Origin of the sequence: Gaetbulibacter sp. NE (genome assembly GCF_025548475.1) — a bacterium.
In the GTDB taxonomy this organism is placed as follows: Bacteria; Bacteroidota; Bacteroidia; order Flavobacteriales; family Flavobacteriaceae; genus Gaetbulibacter_B; species Gaetbulibacter_B jejuensis.
Genome location: NZ_JAOQHY010000004.1, coordinates 44,804 through 64,354, shown reverse-complemented (window position 1 = coordinate 64,354; position 19,551 = coordinate 44,804). Strand labels below are relative to the sequence as shown.

Annotated in this window: 16 protein-coding genes; 6 read left to right on the top strand and 10 right to left on the bottom strand. The window is 32.2% G+C overall.

From position 1 onward, the window contains the following. Nucleotides 1-38 precede the first annotated feature (38 nt). The 4 genes from OD803_RS07090 (at nt 39) to OD803_RS07075 (ending at nt 4,192) form a co-directional block, all read left to right on the top strand. Entirely contained in the window at nt 39-1,013 is a 975-nt protein-coding gene (locus tag OD803_RS07090) for an alpha/beta fold hydrolase (protein WP_262732919.1), read from the top strand. Nucleotides 1,014-1,124: 111 nt separating this feature from the next. Then, on the top strand, nt 1,125-1,769 hold the full coding sequence (locus OD803_RS07085; RefSeq protein ID WP_262732918.1) for a hypothetical protein: 645 nt from the start codon (nt 1,125-1,127) through the stop codon (nt 1,767-1,769). A 36-nt stretch (nt 1,770-1,805) separates the two neighbouring features. Continuing rightward, nucleotides 1,806-2,930, top strand: a complete 1,125-nt coding sequence (locus OD803_RS07080) for a serine hydrolase domain-containing protein (RefSeq protein WP_262732917.1) — start codon at nt 1,806-1,808, stop codon at nt 2,928-2,930. 5 nt (nt 2,931-2,935) lie between these two features. After that, the gene (locus OD803_RS07075; RefSeq protein ID WP_262732916.1) at nt 2,936-4,192 is read left to right on the top strand and encodes a S41 family peptidase; all 1,257 of its coding nucleotides are present in this window, start codon (nt 2,936-2,938) and stop codon (nt 4,190-4,192) included. Here OD803_RS07075 and OD803_RS07070 read toward each other — a convergent pair whose 3' ends face one another. After that, complete coding sequence (locus tag OD803_RS07070) at nt 4,193-4,549, bottom strand: DUF983 domain-containing protein (RefSeq protein WP_129760646.1); 357 nt, start codon at nt 4,547-4,549, stop codon at nt 4,193-4,195. Nucleotides 4,550-4,641: 92 nt separating this feature from the next. On the opposite strand from OD803_RS07070, the gene OD803_RS07065 reads away from it, so the two are divergent. Then, the gene (locus OD803_RS07065) at nt 4,642-5,538 is read left to right on the top strand and encodes a helix-turn-helix domain-containing protein (RefSeq protein ID WP_262732915.1); all 897 of its coding nucleotides are present in this window, start codon (nt 4,642-4,644) and stop codon (nt 5,536-5,538) included. A gap of 54 nt (nt 5,539-5,592) precedes the next feature. Here OD803_RS07065 and OD803_RS07060 read toward each other — a convergent pair whose 3' ends face one another. The 9 genes from OD803_RS07060 to OD803_RS07020 form a co-directional block, all read right to left on the bottom strand. Further along, nucleotides 5,593-8,772 (bottom strand): M1 family aminopeptidase, encoded by a 3,180-nt coding sequence (locus OD803_RS07060; RefSeq protein ID WP_262732914.1) that lies wholly within the window; start codon nt 8,770-8,772, stop codon nt 5,593-5,595. Then, nucleotides 8,769-9,647, bottom strand: coding sequence for an ABC transporter ATP-binding protein (locus tag OD803_RS07055; RefSeq protein WP_262732913.1), 879 nt, complete (start codon nt 9,645-9,647; stop codon nt 8,769-8,771). Before OD803_RS07055 ends, OD803_RS07060 begins: the two co-directional genes overlap by 4 nt. A 32-nt stretch (nt 9,648-9,679) precedes the next feature. Further along, a complete protein-coding gene (locus OD803_RS07050) occupies nt 9,680-10,906 on the bottom strand; it encodes an alpha/beta hydrolase-fold protein (RefSeq protein WP_262732912.1) in 1,227 nt (408 codons plus the stop codon). Next, on the bottom strand, nt 10,903-11,628 hold the full coding sequence (locus OD803_RS07045) for a DUF4386 domain-containing protein (protein ID WP_262732911.1): 726 nt from the start codon (nt 11,626-11,628) through the stop codon (nt 10,903-10,905). Before OD803_RS07045 ends, OD803_RS07050 begins: the two co-directional genes overlap by 4 nt. A gap of 122 nt (nt 11,629-11,750) precedes the next feature. Then, nucleotides 11,751-12,869 carry a type 1 glutamine amidotransferase domain-containing protein gene (locus tag OD803_RS07040; protein WP_262732910.1) on the bottom strand — a complete coding sequence of 373 codons (1,119 nt, stop codon included), beginning with the start codon at nt 12,867-12,869 and terminating at the stop codon, nt 11,751-11,753. Nucleotides 12,870-13,030: 161 nt separating this feature from the next. After that, the gene (locus OD803_RS07035; RefSeq protein ID WP_262732909.1) at nt 13,031-14,008 is read right to left on the bottom strand and encodes an AraC family transcriptional regulator; all 978 of its coding nucleotides are present in this window, start codon (nt 14,006-14,008) and stop codon (nt 13,031-13,033) included. Between the two features lie 336 nt (nt 14,009-14,344). Then, nucleotides 14,345-15,640 carry a DUF885 domain-containing protein gene (locus OD803_RS07030; protein WP_262732908.1) on the bottom strand — a complete coding sequence of 432 codons (1,296 nt, stop codon included), beginning with the start codon at nt 15,638-15,640 and terminating at the stop codon, nt 14,345-14,347. Nucleotides 15,641-15,814: 174 nt separating this feature from the next. Next, entirely contained in the window at nt 15,815-17,182 is a 1,368-nt protein-coding gene (locus tag OD803_RS07025; protein ID WP_262732907.1) for a serine aminopeptidase domain-containing protein, read from the bottom strand. Between the two features lie 120 nt (nt 17,183-17,302). Further along, nucleotides 17,303-18,406 carry a DUF2911 domain-containing protein gene (locus OD803_RS07020; RefSeq protein WP_262732906.1) on the bottom strand — a complete coding sequence of 368 codons (1,104 nt, stop codon included), beginning with the start codon at nt 18,404-18,406 and terminating at the stop codon, nt 17,303-17,305. A gap of 142 nt (nt 18,407-18,548) precedes the next feature. On the opposite strand from OD803_RS07020, the gene OD803_RS07015 reads away from it, so the two are divergent. Beyond that, nucleotides 18,549-19,538, top strand: coding sequence for a helix-turn-helix domain-containing protein (locus tag OD803_RS07015; RefSeq protein ID WP_262732905.1), 990 nt, complete (start codon nt 18,549-18,551; stop codon nt 19,536-19,538). Nucleotides 19,539-19,551: the final 13 nt, after the last annotated feature.

The window sequence follows — 19,551 nt, the reverse complement described above, 5'->3', positions numbered from 1 at the left end:
AAAGCACCTTTGTATCAATAAACTAAAAACAATTAAAAATGAATTTTAAAACAAATATCTTAATAATTATAAGTGTGTTTATATATAAAATGAATGCACAAAATATACAAAACGTTCATCAAAAAATAGACACATCCTACTTTGTAAAGATTGGAGATATAGACCAATACATTAGTCTTAAAGGGATTAAGAACAAACCAATAGTATTGTATTTACATGGTGGTCCTGGTGCAGCGTCATCTGCTCATAGTGAAAAAATAACAGCATCATTAGAACAAGATTTTTTAGTGATTCATTGGGATCAAAGAGGCGCAGGCAAAACCTTAAAACAAAATAATATAAAACAAAGACCAACATTAGCATTAATGCAATCAGATGCTGAAGAGTTACTTAATTATATTTTAAATACGTTTCATCGTCAACAAATTATTTTAGTGGCAAATTCTTGGGGTACTTCATTAGCTTTTCATTTATCAGAAACACATCCTGACAAAATTTCAACATTGGTTGCCATAAGCCCGATTGTAAATCTTTTGTCAAGTCAAAAAAGTCTGAATAAGATGCTTATTAGACATTTTAGGAAATCTAAAAACCAAAAAGCAGTTACGCAACTAAAAACTATTAATATACCTTATCATAATGCAAAAGATATGGCCATTCAGTTCAAATGGCTCTCTGAATACCAAGGCGAGTCAATTAATGATACTCTCTACAGCCAATATTTACAGTTTTTCGAGCAATGGTACACCAAATGGAGTTTATTATACAGCCAACTTTATAAGATAAACAAACTAAAAAACAAACCTTTAATACAAGGTAGAACGATTATTTTCTATGGAGATAAAGACTATACTGCTTACTATAAGTTAACCAAAAAGTTCTTTAAGGGTATAAAATCTAAAGAAAAGGAAATTTATAGGTTTAAAGATGTAGGTCATCAAATACCGATGGAAGCATCCAAGAGTATGCAAGAGCTACTTCTTAAAGTTCTACTTAAAGGAAACTATAACTAAATATTTAAAAGGTTTCAAATCATAATTCAGGACGATTGACATTCACTTCTGTCTCATCTTTGTCACATCAAATGATCAATCAAAAAACGAACAATTTAAACATCAATCACAATGAAAAAATTCTTAATTATCTGCCTTTCACTTTTTACTTTTCATGGTTTTGCACAACAGATTTCAGAGTCATCAAACCAAAGTGACAATGAATTAAAATACAGAGTGAGCTTTCCTGCTATTATCTTATCTAATATTGGTGACGGAGGCAAAAGAACCAACACGCAACACATTGAATTACATGTAAAACGTGAGCTTGACGCCAAAAACATCGTTGGTGTTAAATTTGCCACATGGAGATTATTTCAACCTATGGGCATACAATGGTGGGATGGACTTACAGATAAAATAGATTCTGAAACCGAATTTTATCCTGGTTATTTACGTGAAACAGGTGTTGGTATATCTTATCAGCGCATGCTTTGGAAAGGACTATTTGCTTCGGTTGAAGTTTTACCGTTGTATAAAACCTATTTAGATCTTGATGACAAGAAAATAGCCAACGGATTTAAACTTTACAATTCGTATCATATTGGTTATCATTTTGCTTTTGGTAAAAAGAAACAGTTTTTTATAGAACCACAATTTCATTGTAATGTTTGGCATTTTGACACCAATACGCCAGATTCATTTAAGCAACTCGACAACAAATGGGATTCTTATTTCCTATTTGAGCCTAATCTTTATATTGGTATAAAATTTTAACCTATAAGACCATCTTAAAATTCTAAAACTAACATTATGAAACATCTATTTCTAAGTTTAATATTTTTAGTTGGATTATCAGCTATTGCTCAGCAAACAAAAGAAACAACAATTAAACAACGTTTTGAAACTGAATTAGAAAAAGAGAATATAAAAAGTGGAATACTACACGTGTATTCTGAATCTCGTGGCATTAACATTCAGATTGCGGAAAATAAAGAAGATTCTATTTCAATAGATCATCCATTTTACACAGCTAGTATTACAAAACTATTTACCGCAACAGCTATTGGTATTTTAAAGGATCAGAATAAATTAAATTTTGAAGATAAAATTGCTCAATATTTACCAGATTCACTGGTGAATAACCTTCATGTATTGGATGGTAAAAACTATTCAAAAGAGTTAACCATTGCACATTTATTGCAACACACCTCTGGCTTACCTGATTATTTCACAGACGAAACTAAAGACGGAAGTCCAAATATCATTAATCAACTATTAATGAATCCTAATAAATTGTGGTCTGCAGAAGAACTGATTCAGTTTTCAAAAGACAAGATGACACCACATTTTGTTCCCGGGACAGACTATCATTATACAGACACAGAGTATGTGCTTTTAGCGTTGATTATTGAAAATGTGAGTGGTTTATCTTTAGATAAGTTCTTTAAGCACCATATTTTTCAACCTTTAAACATGCATAGTTCTTATGTCAACTTAAAATCGTCTTCTATAGAAAACAAACTTCCTGTTGTTAAGTTTTATGCTAGTCAATATGAATTATCGTCTCTTAAAAGTCTGAGTGCCGATTGGGGCGGAGGCGGTTTAGTATCAACCACTCACGATTTAATTGCATTTTTTAAAGCCTTTAATACCTATAAAATTGTAAAGAAAGACACACGTTTAGCCATGCAAAATTGGATAAAAGAAACAAGAGGAATGGAATACGGTTTTGGGATAAGACAAGTTTCTGTTGGTGAATTAACTAATACAGAAAGCGACTTACAACTCATTGGACATTCAGGATCTACAGCGTCGTTTTTATGGTACTGCCCACAATTAGATACATATATTTCGGGTACTTTTAATCAATTAGAAGTTTCTAAAAATGCTTTACTTTTGGTTATTGATTTACTAAAAGCAGTAAAAAGAAAATAAGTTTCATGAATACATTTCAAAAAAAAACAACCTGTCTTTTAATTCTTTTTGTCTCGATGTTAAGTACAATGTTAGCTCAAACACCAAACAAAATAGATTGGAAAGAAGACTTACAAATTTACAAAGCATCTTTAGAAGACAAACATATAGACCTTTACCATTCTGTAACTGAAGAAAAATTTAATGCAGAATGGAGTAAAATTTATGACAGCATTGGTTTATTAAACGATTTTGAAATTACCTTAAAATTAATGCAATTAACAAGGCTTATAAATGATGGGCATACAGCTGTATCACTTCGTAATTATGATATCCACGACTATCCCTTAAAAATAAAACATATAGAAAATCGATGGCGCGTTGTAAAAATTAATAATACTAACAAAAACCTATTAAAATCTACACTTGTAGCTATTGATGGTGTTCCAATAGACGAGGTTATGTCTAAGATTTCAAAAGTTGCTCAATTTGTTGAAAACGAACATTCATTATTAGTTAGAACTGGAAACTATGCAACCATAAGCGAATTGTTATATGCTCTTGGTATTACAAAAAAATCAAACTCAGCAACATTTACTTTTCAAGACATAAACCATCAAAGTATAGATATAAGACTTGACGCTTTAAATCAAACAACTTCAAACTCTGATTCTTTTCAAGAACTTGTTATTGGCATTCCTGAAATCATTAAGCCTGAAAACCTCTCTTTTGAGTATTTATGGTATGCTCCTATTCAAAACACAAATGCGGTTTATATCCGATTTGATAGTTATCCTTCTTTTGAAAAAATGCAACGTTTTAGCGAAGAACTGTTAGGCTTTATTTCTAAAAATAAAATTGAAAAAATTGTAATTGACATGCGCAATAATGGTGGTGGCGATTTGTATGTTGGCATAGCACTAGCTTATGCTCTAAATTTGTCTGATACTGTAGATTGGAAACAAGGCGTTTATGTTATGACTGACGCTGTAACATTTTCAGCAGGAACTAGTAATTCTGCTCTTTTTAAACAGTTACTAAATGCAAAAATAATTGGACAACCAACAGGTTCCAACCCAACTGGTTATCAAGACATGGATCAGTTTGAATTACCAAACTCTAAACTTGTTATTACGTATTCTAAACGAAGATTCAATTTATCAGAAACGGTAACCCTAGGTATTTATCCTGATGTAATATTAAATTACAATTGGAAAGACTATCAAAATGGTTTAGACACTATGCTGCTATGGGTTATAAAAGACATTAAAAAGAAGGAATAGTTATACCTTATCCTTATAAAATATATAAATCCAAATAGACCTCGACAATTTAAAGTTAATTGTTCCTAATAAAACAGCTATTGTAGCAATAATAGCAAAAACTCGTAAAGGTGATAAATCAATAAAATACCAAAATACCACAAGACTCGCAATCATTTGCGCTACGGCAAGTCCGTAACTCACAAACATAGCTCCAAAAAAGAAACCAGTTTCGCGCTCAAACTTATAGTTACAAACAGGGCACTTATCATTCATTTTAGGAATATTCAACAATAAGAGATTACCTCTATTATTAAAAATTTTACCGTTTTTACATTTAGGACATTTACAAGTCAACGCAGCAATAACATTACGCATAAGCAACTATTTTATTAGCAACAAAAATAAAACCTCTAATCCTTTTTACATATATAGAATTTGCACTATTATTTGTACTTTTAGGACATATTATGCAACTTCCTGTTTTAAATATTAGTCAGTTTAAAGAATCAGCACCTCTTAATGAAGTGTATATCAATTCATTTTCAAAACATATACAGCGTAATAAAGATTTAATAAATAAACCACACAGTCATAATTTCTATCTGTGTGTACTATTTACCAAAGGCACAGGCATCCATGAAATAGATTTTGATTCTTATACGATTAATCCAGGTAGAGTGTTTTTCTTAAAACCAGGACAAACTCATTTTTGGAAGTTTAAGACACAACCCGAAGGGTATATCTTTTTTCATTCGCAAGAATTTTATGATCTAAAGTTTTTAAATCATACCCTACATTCATTTCCGTTTTATTATTCCTATCAAAATCCTCCTGTAGTAGATTTAACAAGCCAACAGCTCTCATTACTACAACTTAAGTTTAAAGAGGCTTACACCGAATATATGCAACCTAACCTTTTAAGAGAATTAAAAATAGCAAACTTGTTTAGTGACATTTATATTGAACTTACTAGAGCATATACCACTAATATTAATTTAGAAATGCTTAAAACATCTCAGTATTCGCAAATATTAGAGAAGCTAGAGCATTTAATAAACAACCATTTCCTTAAAGAAAAACTACCAAAGTTTTATGCACAAGAACTTAATATAACTACCAAGCATCTTAATAGAGTGGTTCAAAAAACCATTAACAAAACTACAAGTCAGCTTATCTCAGAGCGAATTATCCTAGAAGCCAAACGATTAATTGTGCATTCTCATGATAACTTAGCTACAATTGCTTATCAGCTCGAGTTTTCAGACTACGCCTATTTTTCAAAAGTATTTAAATCCAAAACCGGACTAACTCCTTTAGAGTTTAGAAAAACGTATAGAGTAAATTGCAATCAAATATTTACTTAAATAACAATTCTTAAAAAGATGCTTCTATAGCTTTTATTTTTTGATTTCCAGCCATTATTCTTTATTAACATCCATAAACAATTGATCAACTTTAGACCTCAACGCATCATTTGGTAGCACTTTGTAAAATTCCTCAAGTAAGTCTAAAGACGTTGGTTTTTTTGGATACTTGTTATTAGCCAAAAAGCTTCTTAGCGCTTGATTGACTTTGTCTTCACCAATTAATTCAGATAATTCTACCATTGCAATAGCACCTTTTGAGTAAGCTATATGTGTAGCTCCATAAGGGACTTTGTATAAAGGCGGATTTCCATAAAGTCCTTTTTCGTTATCATAAATTTGTTGATGAATTTGAACACGTTCCATCATACGCTCTTTCCCATACAGTTTTTTGTAAATCATCATTTCGGTATACATAGCTAAAGACTCTGTAAGCATAGACGCTCCTTCCCTTATATCTGGGTTTATTTGGCTATTTCCCCACCATATATGAGCCAATTCATGACCTGCCAGTTCATTGATAACATCTTTACTTGGATCACTATCTATATTAGCATGAAAAATCATATTTTCGGTCATAAAAATGGTGGCTGGATAAGCTGTAGCAGCGAACCCGCTCGTAAAAGAAGACACCTCAACAAAACTTATGTTTTCAAATGGGTAAACATTAAAATTATCGATACAATAATCTAAACTTAAAACCGCATTTTTCAGTAGTCGGTCTACATTTTCAAAATGCATGTCATGATAAAGGACTTCTATTTCTATATTACGATGCTTAATAGATTGCTTTTGGTACATAGCAGATGCTACTGCGAATCGAAATGGAATACCATGTGCTTTGTATTGTGTATATGACCTATCGTTTTCAGTCCAAGTTTTAACTACATCACCAATTCCCATAGGCGTTTGATTGTTTTCTGTGGACACCACCAGATCTAAATTGATAAAGTCATTTTTAAAAACTTCTGGTGCTTCAAGTGCCTTTAAAGGTGTTGGATTACCAAGTTCGTAGGCTTCTCGTTTTTGCTCATCCTCTACCTCTTTATCTGATTGGTATCCCAACGAAGGATAATAATTACTAATACGCATAAACGAACCATTATTCACGATAGCATTAAACGATTGATGTCCATTGACAGCATACCATTTGTATGATAAATTAAATTCTAGAATCGCTGTGACATTTGGCAATAAAGGTTTATTAAGCTTGATTTCTGACACATGCTTATCAATTGAAATCTCTTCATTCTGTATTTGAAGTTTTGCGTCCTCTAATTTTAAATCAGCATGAAAATTAAATAGAATCTTATGTATCGGTTCATCTGACAGATTTTGAAGTCTATACTTGCCTTGAATCTCATAAGCATTTTCGGAAGGATGCAAATCTATTTTTGTGTCTACATCTGTAATTGTAGGTTGAGATTTGTTGTGATAATGACGGTAATTCTTTTCATAATTAACAGCTTCAACAAGTTGAGCATCTTCGTTTTTTGGTGCATAACCATTCATAAAATTGAAACCTGTAAAAACACTCAATCCAAAGAAAACAATGACAATAAAAGATTTGATTTTAGACCATTGTTTTGATTTCAAATACGAATTAAAAACCCATAATAATCCTAAAAGACAAATTCCAAAAAGCAATCTAATTGAAAAGGCTGACAGGTAAGCACCATAACCATTTAGGTCACTAAATACACCTTTGAATCCTGAAAACACATGTAATAATGGATAGAGCAACAACATCTTTATTAATGGTGTTGTAAACACTACAACCGCTAAGATTGAAACACCTAAGGCTACATATTTGCTATTGATGATACTATTGATGAGAAGTAGCAATGTACCAAAAAGGAAAAGCGGAATAGTATTGAATATTATAACTCCAAAATAAGCCAACCAATCAATTTGTGAATATCCATAACCTATTTGAAACACTAATGCTAGTGCTATAAGTAGCGTTGTTAAGAATACTAACAATACAGCCAGTGACATTAAGTGGCCTTTCAGTTTTGCTTTTGAAAAAAATGCACTGTCTTCAATTAAGTAAAAATTGGCAGAACTACTTCTCCAATACATATCATTAATGAAATACACTAGAATGAATCCTCCTAACAAATGAAAACTTTGAGAAATAGAAGTCGCCAAAAGTCCAGAACTGGCATAATAATCTGGTAAACGTATGCCTTTATCGATATCTGAATACATTTCCATGCCAACGAAAAATACCAATAGCATAGAAACGGCAACTATAGTTACGCTTTTAAAAAGGTAAATCAAATCAACTTTTGCAAAGGAAATGATTGCGTTTAATTCTGACTTAAAACCAAAATCAAGAGCAGGTATTTTGACTTTTGTTAATTTGACTATTGCTGCTTTAGTGTTACGCTGTTTACGCTTCAATTCCTTTTTACTTGTCGCTTTATTGAATACATAAAAGCGACAAGAAATCACCAAAAACAACATTGACAATACCACATAAACGATACGATTGATAGCCAAAAAGCCTTTTAGTGGCACGATGAACTGATTCTTTTCAGAAACACTTAAGTCTCTAGCTTCAAAGAAATAGGCAGATGTTCCAAAAGGATCTAACAATGAAGAAAGCTGTTGTACTTCAATAGATTGCGGAATGCTTCCTGCCATAAATGGTGAATTGGAAAACACCAATAACACCATATAAAGTACATACAGAAGTAATCCTCCAATGACCACTAACAACTTCTTACGTGTTGTGTAGGCAATCATGAATAAGACACTACAGATGAAAAAACAGTTTAAAACTCCGAAAATTAAAAAGGGATAGAGATACGACCAAAAACTAAACCCTAACTGCATTTCGCTTCCTGTTCTTATGTTTTGACCAATAACGAAACCAATAATTAAGATTGAAAAACTTAAGAAAGTTTTTATCGTAAATCCTGAAAACTTTCCTATTAAATAGGTTTTAAGGGAAACAGGATATGAGAATAATATGATATCAAATTTTGTATCCCATTCCTTAAACAGAATCTCTAAGGCAAATAAAATAGCCAAAAATATCATGGACAGACTCAACAAAGCCATCATAAACCCAATGGTGTATGGTGAATTAAGATAAATGCCTTCACCAGCAGTTAGATTAAATTTATAACCACAAAACCATCCTATAACCAGTAATATGACACTTGTTAAGCCTAAGACATAACGATTACCACTATGCTTTAATTGAAATTGAAGTATAGCATTCATAAGTCACTGTTTTGAGAAAGCACATTAAAGTAAACGTGCTCTAGAATTGGATCAACTGCTGAAAATCCTTCAGGCTGTGAAGGTGAAACTACTGTAATTTGAAGTTGACGTTCTATTAGTTGTTGACTGATAACATTGAGGCTTGATTGGTACATTTCCAACTCATCATTAGCAATACTTTTTGACCAGATTTTACCTTCTAGTTCTTTGATTAATTCTTTGGGCTTTCCTGTTTTAAGAATTTGACCTCTATTCATTACGGTCATTTCAGAACACAAGTTTTTCACGTCTTCAACCAAATGAGTAGATAAAATCACGACAACCTCACTACTAATGTCACTTAAAAGCGTATTGAAACGATTCCGTTCTTCTGGATCCAATCCTGCTGTTGGTTCGTCTACAATGATGATTTTTGGGTCACCAAGTAAAGCTTGCGCAACACCAAAGCGCTGTTTCATACCACCGGAAAACGTGTGCACTTCTTTATCTCTAAAGTTCCAAAGGTTCACTTTTTCTAACAAATATTGAATCTGTTTTTGACGTTCAGATTTGTTATTAATCCCTTTTAAAATGGCTATATGATTTAATAAATCATAAGCATTTACTTTGGGATAAACTCCAAAATCCTGTGGTAAGAAGCCTAGATTTTTTTTGATATAATCTGCATCTTCTACAACATCAATATCATTAAAAGCAATTGAACCTGAAGTTGGTTTTTGTAAGCCTACGATTGTTTTCATTAAAGAAGATTTTCCTGCTCCATTGGGACCTAACAAACCAAACATCCCATTCTTTATTTCTAGGGAAATTCCGTTAATGGCATTGTAGCCATTTTTATAAGTTAGATTTAGGTTGTCGATTTTTAATGTATTCATAATGTTCGTTTTTTGATTGATTATTAATTGGTCTAGCCTTGGGTTTTACGCAATTTATCTATTTCCTTTTGTAAATCTTCTTCTTGTCCTTGTTTGTATTTTTTTGACACCTCAATACCTAAAAAATACGTTTCTATAGCTTTTTCCTTTTGATTGGTCTTCTCATATAATTTAGCCAATTGCGTCAATAATCCAATGTACATTGGATAGGCTTCTGAGGCTTTTTTTAGTACAGTTATAGCTTCTAAGTCATTCTCTTTATTGACCAAAACCGAAACAAGATTAAAATAATCTTCAGCAGGTCGTCTTGCCATATTGCCATACTTGGTTTTCAATTGCTCTTCAGCATCTAAAAAGCTATTATCACTAAAATTACTGATTAACTCATCGCTTAGTTTTAAATCAGAAAACAAAAACTTTAAACCATTGTAGTTCAATAGCAATCTAGATGCCATATGACCTTCATCTCCAACCTCTTCATGAAGCCATCTAACGTTTTTTGATTGGTGTTGTTTTACAACATCAACATACCTAATCAACTCCTGTTGCATTCCCCAACCGTCTCCGCCACCAATTCCGAAGTAGACTGTTTTGTTTAGTATCCTATTGGATTTAAAGAAGGTTTTTGCCTTTTCGGTCATTTCTTCTTTATTCCACCACAGTGCTGGTGCTTGAATAATAAACGCATCAAAAAGTTCTGGGTTTTCCATGAGTGTGTATACACTGAACAAACCTCCCAATGAATGCCCTTCCAGAATACGATAAGGGTGTGTTCTATAATTGTCATCTACAAAAGGAATCAACTCTTCACTTAAAAACTCAAGAAATTTTGGTGCACCTCCACTCTGCGGTATTCCTGAATTTCCAGTGCTTCCTTGTAAATCCTCTCCAGCTTTTGAAGGAGTAAAATCTCTATTTCTGTCTAAACTTTCTATACCAACCACAATTATAGGTGGAATTAATCCCGACTCGGTTAATAGCTCAACAGTTCCAACGATATGTTTTATGTTTTGCAAACCATCTAAGACATATAGTACTGGATATTTTGCTTGGTTATCATTATAGCCTAGAGGTAAAGAAATAATTACAGGGCGTTCTTCCTTTAAAATATCAGACTGAATTTTGTGTTGAGTTCCTAAACCCAACAATTGATAATCTTCAGTCATTTCTATTTTATTAGCTAACTGTGCGTTTGATTGATGACAAGACAAAACCACAATGGTAATAAGTATAATCTGCTTAATTAATTTAGCTTTCATAATGGTAATTCTTTTAAATTCTTATAGGACTTTGTTGTTCCCTTTGTAATCATATAAAGTGTTAATCCTACCTCACCAAGAGCAGCGGCAACTCCTACTATTAATGCTGTATAACCTTCATAACCTGGAACATTAAAATTTCCAAAAGTTTCAATAAGATAACCAGCTGCAGCACCTAACAACAAACCGCCAAATAGTTTTGGAAACACATTGGATTTGTATATAAGCATAGCCAGTAACAAGCAATGAATACCAAAAAATCCACCAGCAATTAAATATCCATAATGATGCGCTTCCATCAATAGACTGCTCATTTCCTGAGCTTGTGCTTCACTAAATGCGCTTGACATTCCGCTTGTTCCAAGCACCTTCAAAGCCATGTAGTGATACAATAAATTTAAACTCCCTATCGCTGGATGTGCGATAAGTCTAAAGGCCGAAGACACCATGGCTAAAGTTTTATTGAAAGGTTTAAAAATCTGATACAAGAATACCGAAATGAAAACATCTAAAAGGAATGCTATTAAATCTGTTGTTAAACCTAATTGAAACAAACTTTTATTTTGAAGTATATTATTTGCGGTTTGTACAGCATTACCTGGCACAATAAGAGTTCCTCTAACATACCCTTGACTAAAACCAGCACAAATTATAACCAACAAGTAAAGTAATCCTGTGAGTCTAATCTGTTTTATACTCGCTAACGCTTTTACACTTTTCATGATTTCGACGTTTTGATTTATAAGCAAAATTCAGAAATAGGCACTTGTTTTTATTGACTGTTAGTGCCAAAGATTTGATAATTCGGGACAACGCACTTGTATACGTTTATGTTACGTTGTAATTAGTTCAACTCTTTCAATAATTTCTCTGATTCTTCTTTCATCAAATCTTTAGAAATCAAATCGTTTGCAATGCGTCTTGCTTTATCTTTCTCGCCTAACGACACATAGGTTTTGGCTAATAAATACTGTAGATTTTCATTAAAGAAGTGAGGTGAAGTCAACTCTACTAATGCAATACCTTTCCTCAATTCCTCATTATTTTCAGTCGATGCTAAAATCTTGTAATAACCATACGCAGCTACCAAAGGTAAATCGTAATTAGCATTGTTCTTAGCTAGTTCTTCTTCAGCCCAAGCTATAGTTTTGGTGTTATCCAACAAATCCTGAATTAAATAAGCACTTCTTTCGTCATTATAAAGCTCCCTTTTTACAGGCGTAAGCCCTAAAGATTCTACAACGGCTTCTGCTGATTTTGTTGTTGAAAAAGGATTTTGACCTGTTACAAATTTTCCTGAAACAACAACTTTTGAAAGCATAAAATCGGTTTGTTTAAAAATAGCTCCTCTTGATTCTAATTTGGTTTCTAAACTAAATGGAAACTCCTTTACCCATTTTTTTCCAAAAAGTTCTTCTTCTACGTTACAAAAACTAGTTAATTCCACACCGTTAATAATATAATCTTTATCATCAACCACATTTACAAAAGCTGCTGGACCGTGACACACAGATGAAATAACAGTATGTTCTCTTTTGTATAAATTCAATATAATTTCCTGAAGAGAAGGATCGAAAGGCAAATCAAACATAGCACCTTTACCTCCAACAATATAAATAGCATCGTAGTCATCGGCATTTATGTTTGTCGTAGCTATGGTGTTGTCTAATAAGCTTAAAGCCTGTTTGTCTTCCAATAGAGTTTTGTTGTATAACTTTTCACTATTATACTTATCTGGCTCTGCTTTGCCGCCTTTTGGACTAGCAACATCAATAGATAAATTATTGTTTTTAAAAATTAAATACGCTTGAGAGAATTCATCAAACTCATAACCTGGTCTTACAGATCCCATATCTTTTCCGTAACTGCTTACCACCATCAAAACCTTTTTCTTGGTATTTTTTGTTTGAGAAAGTAGGATGATTGGTAAAAAAAGGACGATACATAAAATAGTTTTTTTCATTTTTTGATTGTTTTGATTGTTTTGATTGAATAAAGAACACGAATGAAAAACTTATTTGTTACTTCAAACGTTTTTTGTTCAATGACAAATGTCAATTAATCGATGTTTTATGTATTGACTTTTTAAGCCAAAAAATTGATTATTGAGGACAGTATAACTGGCTACAGGTTTTTGCGATATTCATTAGGCGCTTGACCTGTCCACCTTTTAAACGCTCTATTAAAAGCGCTTTGTTCAGAAAAGCCTGTTAAGAAGGCAATTTCACCAACCGATTGCGATGAATTGGAAAGTAATTGAGTAGCGGTTTCGTGTTGATTTTTTTGAATAAGCTCTCTAAAAGACAAATTTCTATCTGCCAATCTTCGCTTTAAGGTTCTTGCACTCATGCCCAAATAGTCACCAACCTGTGAAATGCTTGGTATACCACTTGCCATAGATTCTTTTAGTAGTTTATTGATTTCAGAAGTGAGCACATCTTCTTGTTCGCTTAATTTTGATTTTTCCTGCTCCATACGTTCCAGCAGAAATTGATGAATAAATTTATCGGCTTTTATTGTAGAGATCTCTAACACTTTAGAATTAAAAACCAAAGTATTTTCAGTTGCATTAAAATTCACAGGGCAGTCAAAATATTCAGAAAAATAATCACTATCAGAAAATGAGTGTTTAAAATTCACCTCAATAGGCTTAATGTTTTTGCCTGTTACTTCATTTAAAATTCCAACCAGCATCACAAAAGAGGCTTCATTGGCTGTTTTTATACCAGTTCTATAAACCTCTCTGTTTAAAACAAGTTTAGTTTTACCTTCACTTGCGTCCAACTCAATACTGCCGTCATCAGTAACTAGAACCATATAACGCTTTACATTGTTTAACACATCGATAGCTTTTAAACATGTTTTCCAAGATAAGCCTAACGTTCCATAATCTGTAGTATCTAGTTGCTTGCCTTGTCGTAATCCAAAACCTGCTTGTAGCTTATCTGCTGCCAACTCATACACTTCTAGCAACAGTTCCATTGGCACACGCTTATTCTCTACTTTATAATCTATGTAGTAGTTAAGATGCTCTTTAGTTAAACCTTCGGATAAGGCAAGTTGAATAGCTTTGTTATATATTGTTGAAAAAACAACTGCCATAAAAGACACTAGGTTTTTAATGACTTTAAACTACTTTATTTAAGGACATTGACAGTCCTTTATGAGTGTCTAAATATCAAAAATTGAAACCAAAAAGATAAACAATTTTTATTATCGCTAATTCTTTTAATGGATATTTTGGTTGAATTTCTTTTTAAGTGAGTTGTTTCCCGACACACAAAGTAACGCTACCTGTATTGATTTTTACAGTTAATGCACGATAAAAATTTAGTGCAACTGATAATAAGTAAGTTTAAAATTGAATAAAGAACAATAGATGATAGTACTTATCTAACCAGAGTTTAGCCTTCACCTGTAACTACAAGTATTTTAAAATCAATCACTTTTTAGGTTAAACTCTAAAAGCGAAATAGGTATGTCTCCATACATCAATAAGTCATTATGAAATTTTATATATTCAAAATCTTCTTTCCTTTTTGCTTCATTCAAAAATTTAAGAAATACATCTGAACCATACTTATAGGTAATAACTTGGGCTGGCCAACGTTTCATACGAGCTATTTCTCGCCAGCCAATAGCATCTTGATCTACGATATGCGCTTTCCAAAAGGAAATTGCCTTTTCGTCTGACCAGCCATAATAATTTATACCCACATCTAAAACAACTCTAACAGAGCGTATTAAATCCCATTCCCATTTACCGAATTCATCATATATGGTTTTATAAACACCTAACTCTTTACCAAAATGTTCCACATAAGCACCCCAACCTTCTACAAAGCCAGAGTACCAAAACAATTGCTGTATATCTGTACGTTTTATAATAGCATTAACCATGATTTGATAATGATGCCCTGGAATGCCTTCATGAATATAAATCCAATCTAACTGACGCTTATTAAAAGGCTCATTAAAATAATTAAAATAGAATGTACTATTGTTATAATATGCTGGAACTTGTGAAAGAGACTCATTAGTACCTTGAGTTATATTTACATCAGGTATACCATCAATATATGGGAAAAAATTTGTTGCTTTTTTGGCAACTTCTCTTTTGGTGTTCTCAAATGCTTGCTGAATATCCTCAACATTATGCAAAAAAAATGAAGCATGGTTTAAATACTCTTGAAAGACTTTTTCTGAAAATCCTGACCTAACTTGCAAGTCTTTCATATTGGACTTAACTTTTTCAATCTCATCTAATCCAAATTGAAACATTTCGTCTGGTGTTACAGTTATATCAACCCATTTCTTCAATAAATAAGCATACCAATTTTTTCCATTCTTAATAGTGTAAATACTCTTTTTATCATCCAACTGAATTGCATCATCCCATTGTTTTTCCAAAGAGATACGTTCTAAATTCAATGCAACTTCGTAATTCATAAGGTGATAATCTAATTGCTGATATTCATTTAAGTTTTTAACATCGACATTGGTTAACTGCTTTGCAACTGTTTTAAAAAAAACCTCCTGCTGAATTATATTTTCAATTGGTTTAATAGATTTTAAATTTTGTACATAATTGGCTTGATGATAAGGTATTTGTAATGCGATATAATTCTTTACAAAATCTTTGCGAACAGCTTCAAAGTTTTTATTCTGAGAACATAATAATTGTGAAACCAATAAAAGAATCATTACACTATGTAATTTACTATACGTCTTCATCTCAATCTTCTGTATTAAATTGAACTATAATTGCTAATGCTATTAAAAGCTGGAGTACTCTTCTCTCTTAATGATACAAACTTTACCTCATTAGATGAATTAGCAACCTATGTGAGTTTAATGAGCTTACCATTATCAAACCATATAAAACAATTAGCATCTTTCTTTCCGTTACTATTTAACTTTTGCTTTCATCCATTTTATACTCTCTTTTCCTAACGCGACACTGTAATTGTCACGTGCATGTGTCATGTAAGTACCATTTCCTAAAGTTTCGGCGTTATGTTGCATTGAGTCAAAATTCACAAAACCATGGTCAGCTTTCTTAACTACAATAAATTCTCCTTTACCTCCATTTTTATTAACTATATCAGCTATTTTTTCTGCACTTTTTTGACTGATTGCTTGAATATCAAACTCTCCGTACATTGCCAAAACATTGGTCTTTACTTTTGTCCAGGCTTCAGGAATATTTACATCTGCTAAATTTTGCCAAAAGTCGAAATGCCGTCCTATGTATTGGTTTTGTCTAAAATTGACTTCATTATCTCTAAAAAAATTGGCATAAGCTTCGTTCTCAAGAATTTCTGAACCTGAAAGTTTATTAATTAAAAAGTCTTCATTAAACTTTAAATTAATCTTATTATCTTCTTTAATTTGAGAATCGGAAACACCAAAATGCTTTGGTTGTATGGTATATAAATCTACCATATAATCGTACCAATTCTGAGCTATGCTTCCGTAGGTTAAAATGCCACGAGGTGATTTCATATCGTTTAAAAGTGGAGCAATAACACCTCCCATTGAGTGTCCAAACATAAAGATGTTATCAGTATCTATTGTTTCTTGTTTCAACAAGTCTTTATAACCTTCTTTAAATGCAGTAAGCTCTTCATCAAAACTTATTTGCACACAATGCTTACTGCTCTTACTATCTCCTACGCCTGGTTTTTCAACCCTATAAACTGCAAAACCAGCATTAACCCAATCAGACATTAACTTTTTTGCCGGATTATCATCGGTAGTTGTTTCAACAGTTTCGCAGGTATAACCTTGTAAAAAATACACAACAGGAGCCTTAATTTTATGTTTAGGTGTTACCAGAATACTTCTTAGCACATTACCTTCATAAACCACTTCACCATAGGTAACATCTCCATTTTCAAAAGTTTCTATAGGTCTACCCAATAAAGCAGTGGATTTAATTTTCTTTGAATTGCCTGAATAAAACTCAGCTTCAATGTGATCACCTTCATACATCTCACCAGTAATTGCCAAAACATCTTGAATTGTTCTAACAGATGACCCATTCAATTTTGTAAGTACATCATCTTGCTTTACTCCTAAATTTGCGAATGTTGAGTTTGGCATAACAGCAGTAATATGCACTCCTGTTTTAACCTTAAAATTGTGCTGCATTGCAATACTGTCGGTTAATGTTTGCATCATGATACCTAACATACCTTTGCGTTTTAATGTTTGAGATTGCAATGTTGTTGAAGCAACTAATACAATGAGAATATATAAGTATTTAATTTTCATATTTAAACTTGTTGTTATATTGATTATCATATTAAAATGAGAGAGATTTATCTTGATGAGAAGCAACCATCAAACTTCCTTTAATTTTACAAACTCTTCCCATTTCATTCAAAGATTTCTTCAGTTTCTTGGTAATTTGTAAGTGTTATTTTCAATTTCGACAATAATTTCCTTTAATCGTGATTGAAATTGTTCTGGTGTTGTCTTTAGTGCTTTTTTGACATCTTTTAATGCCGCTTTCTTATTGTTCAAGAAATATTGACTAAGCCCTCTATTTAACTCTAAAAACCACGTATCAGGATTTGATTTAAGTGAAATATTACAATACTCTAATGCATCCTGATAAAAACCATTTTGAAGCAAGAATCTGCTAAAACCATTAGCCTCATAAACTGTAGCATTCAATTTCATTGCTTCTGCTATAGTCGTTTTGGCTTCTTCAGTTTTGTTCAACTTTGTTAACAATCTGATCTTTGTTGAGATATTTGTTAAATTCTTATCTGCTGCAAAACCTCCATAACCTCCATCTATTGATCGATTCACCCACTGCAGTGCTTCTTCTAAATTAGTGTTATGTTCTAAACACCATGATGCGGCATCATTCCATGACTGCCAATGATACGTATTAATACCTCGTAATTCACTTCTAAAACTTTCCACAACAGTTGTATTTAAATCAACTTCTACAGTAAATGGAATTCGTTTTTCTCCCCATTCTAATCCGATAACCAATGTGTTTTCAGTTCGATTTAAAAACTCGTAGTCAAGTTGTTCTGACTTCGGACAAGATTCCGATGGTACAGAAACCCGAAGGCTAACATCATTTTCTACATCTAAATAATAACTTCCCCATTGGTCATAATTGTGTGCGAATAATAAATCATATGTGTCACCTTTAGGTATAATATGGAATCCATATTTTCCAGATTTTAATAATTTACCTTCAATTTTCACATCTGTACTAAATTCAATAACAGTTGCCATATTAGCTCCTGCTCTCCATGGAATAGGATTACCTTGCTGTGGAATGATACCTGAGTTGTTCCAAACATCCCTACCTTTTAATGCTGGACTGCTATAATCTATTGTGATTTTTGTGACTCCGAGCATTTGGCTCTCTTGAATCTTAGGACTGGTTTGAGGTATACTTAAAGTGTGAAATTGCGCATATAGACTTATGGTGCACAACAATGCAATAGCTGAAAATACAAACGATTTATTCATTTTTAGTTTTTTTAAAATTTTAAGCTAAACTATGCTGATAAAGGTTGTTTAATCTCCTAATTCGTGAAATGTGGAGATATTTTTATGAGGATTTTAACAGAATCATTTGAAATTGAATAAATATATTTGTAAAAAAGGTAGGATGGACACATCAATAGCATTAATCGTTTTTTCAAGTATTGCAGTTACCTCTAGTGTCCTTTTGGCTAGTTATTTTTTGTTTATTAGGAAAGAATCCAAACTACAAGATTTGACTTTAGGACTGTTGTTCATAGCTATTGCGCTAAGAATTTTAAAGTCTATTTTTTATTATGTCTTACCAGAAATTTCACCTATTGGAACTGCTTTAGGCTTTTTAGGGTTTGCTCTTATTGGACCTTTGGCTTTTACTTATCTTTCGCTTAATAAAAACAATCATAAAACCTTAAAACCAATTCTATTATTACATGTTTTATTCCCAGTGGTTGGTTTTGTTATTATACTCATCAATAGCAATTTTGCATATGATATGTATTTATTAGCAAACGTTAGTTTTGTTACCTATCTGGTAATATCTGCTATTACATTCATTTCAAAACCAAAAGAAAATAATTTAACCCAATGGCATAAAGCTTTATTTTATGGTTTAGTAGCTTTATCTGTAGTATTGATTTATCAGCTTTTAGGAGAAACAATTTCAGCATATGCAACAGGTATTGCCCTTTCTTCAATAGTTATTTACTTTTTATTTTTCTATGCATTACAATCGCCTTCAGTTGTAAAAAAATCAAGTTCTAAAGTTATACCAGAAAAAATGATAAGAAAAATTACAAAGGCAATGGAAGACGACAAGATTTATTATCAACCTGGTATCACATTAGCACAATTTGCTGAAGCGATTGACGCTCCTAATTACTTAGTTTCTAGAGCTACAAAAAAAATATACAACAAAAGTTTCCCTGAAGTCATCAATAGTTTTAGAATTAAAGCTGTAAGAGATAAACTATCACAACCTGAATTCATGAACGAAAAAATTGAGGATCTCGCTTACGATGTTGGATTTAATACCTCTTCTGCTTTTTACAATGCCTTTAAAAAAGAAGTAGCTATGACACCTAGAGAATATCAAACCTCAATTATGACTAAGAATTAGAGCTAATAAAGTA

Bases quoted from the DNA above. Each gene is read 5' to 3' on its own strand.
- OD803_RS07090 (WP_262732919.1), top strand. From the start codon at position 39: ATGAATTTTAAAACAAATATCTTAATAATTATAAGTGTGTTTATATAT.
- OD803_RS07085 (WP_262732918.1), top strand. From the start codon at position 1,125: ATGAAAAAATTCTTAATTATCTGCCTTTCACTTTTTACTTTTCATGGT.
- OD803_RS07080 (WP_262732917.1), top strand. From the start codon at position 1,806: ATGAAACATCTATTTCTAAGTTTAATATTTTTAGTTGGATTATCAGCT.
- OD803_RS07075 (WP_262732916.1), top strand. From the start codon at position 2,936: ATGAATACATTTCAAAAAAAAACAACCTGTCTTTTAATTCTTTTTGTC.
- OD803_RS07070 (WP_129760646.1), bottom strand. From the start codon at position 4,549: ATGCGTAATGTTATTGCTGCGTTGACTTGTAAATGTCCTAAATGTAAA.
- OD803_RS07065 (WP_262732915.1), top strand. From the start codon at position 4,642: ATGCAACTTCCTGTTTTAAATATTAGTCAGTTTAAAGAATCAGCACCT.
- OD803_RS07060 (WP_262732914.1), bottom strand. From the start codon at position 8,772: ATGAATGCTATACTTCAATTTCAATTAAAGCATAGTGGTAATCGTTAT.
- OD803_RS07055 (WP_262732913.1), bottom strand. From the start codon at position 9,647: ATGAATACATTAAAAATCGACAACCTAAATCTAACTTATAAAAATGGC.
- OD803_RS07050 (WP_262732912.1), bottom strand. From the start codon at position 10,906: ATGAAAGCTAAATTAATTAAGCAGATTATACTTATTACCATTGTGGTT.
- OD803_RS07045 (WP_262732911.1), bottom strand. From the start codon at position 11,628: ATGAAAAGTGTAAAAGCGTTAGCGAGTATAAAACAGATTAGACTCACA.
- OD803_RS07040 (WP_262732910.1), bottom strand. From the start codon at position 12,869: ATGAAAAAAACTATTTTATGTATCGTCCTTTTTTTACCAATCATCCTA.
- OD803_RS07035 (WP_262732909.1), bottom strand. From the start codon at position 14,008: ATGGCAGTTGTTTTTTCAACAATATATAACAAAGCTATTCAACTTGCC.
- OD803_RS07030 (WP_262732908.1), bottom strand. From the start codon at position 15,640: ATGAAGACGTATAGTAAATTACATAGTGTAATGATTCTTTTATTGGTT.
- OD803_RS07025 (WP_262732907.1), bottom strand. From the start codon at position 17,182: ATGAAAATTAAATACTTATATATTCTCATTGTATTAGTTGCTTCAACA.
- OD803_RS07020 (WP_262732906.1), bottom strand. From the start codon at position 18,406: ATGAATAAATCGTTTGTATTTTCAGCTATTGCATTGTTGTGCACCATA.
- OD803_RS07015 (WP_262732905.1), top strand. From the start codon at position 18,549: ATGGACACATCAATAGCATTAATCGTTTTTTCAAGTATTGCAGTTACC.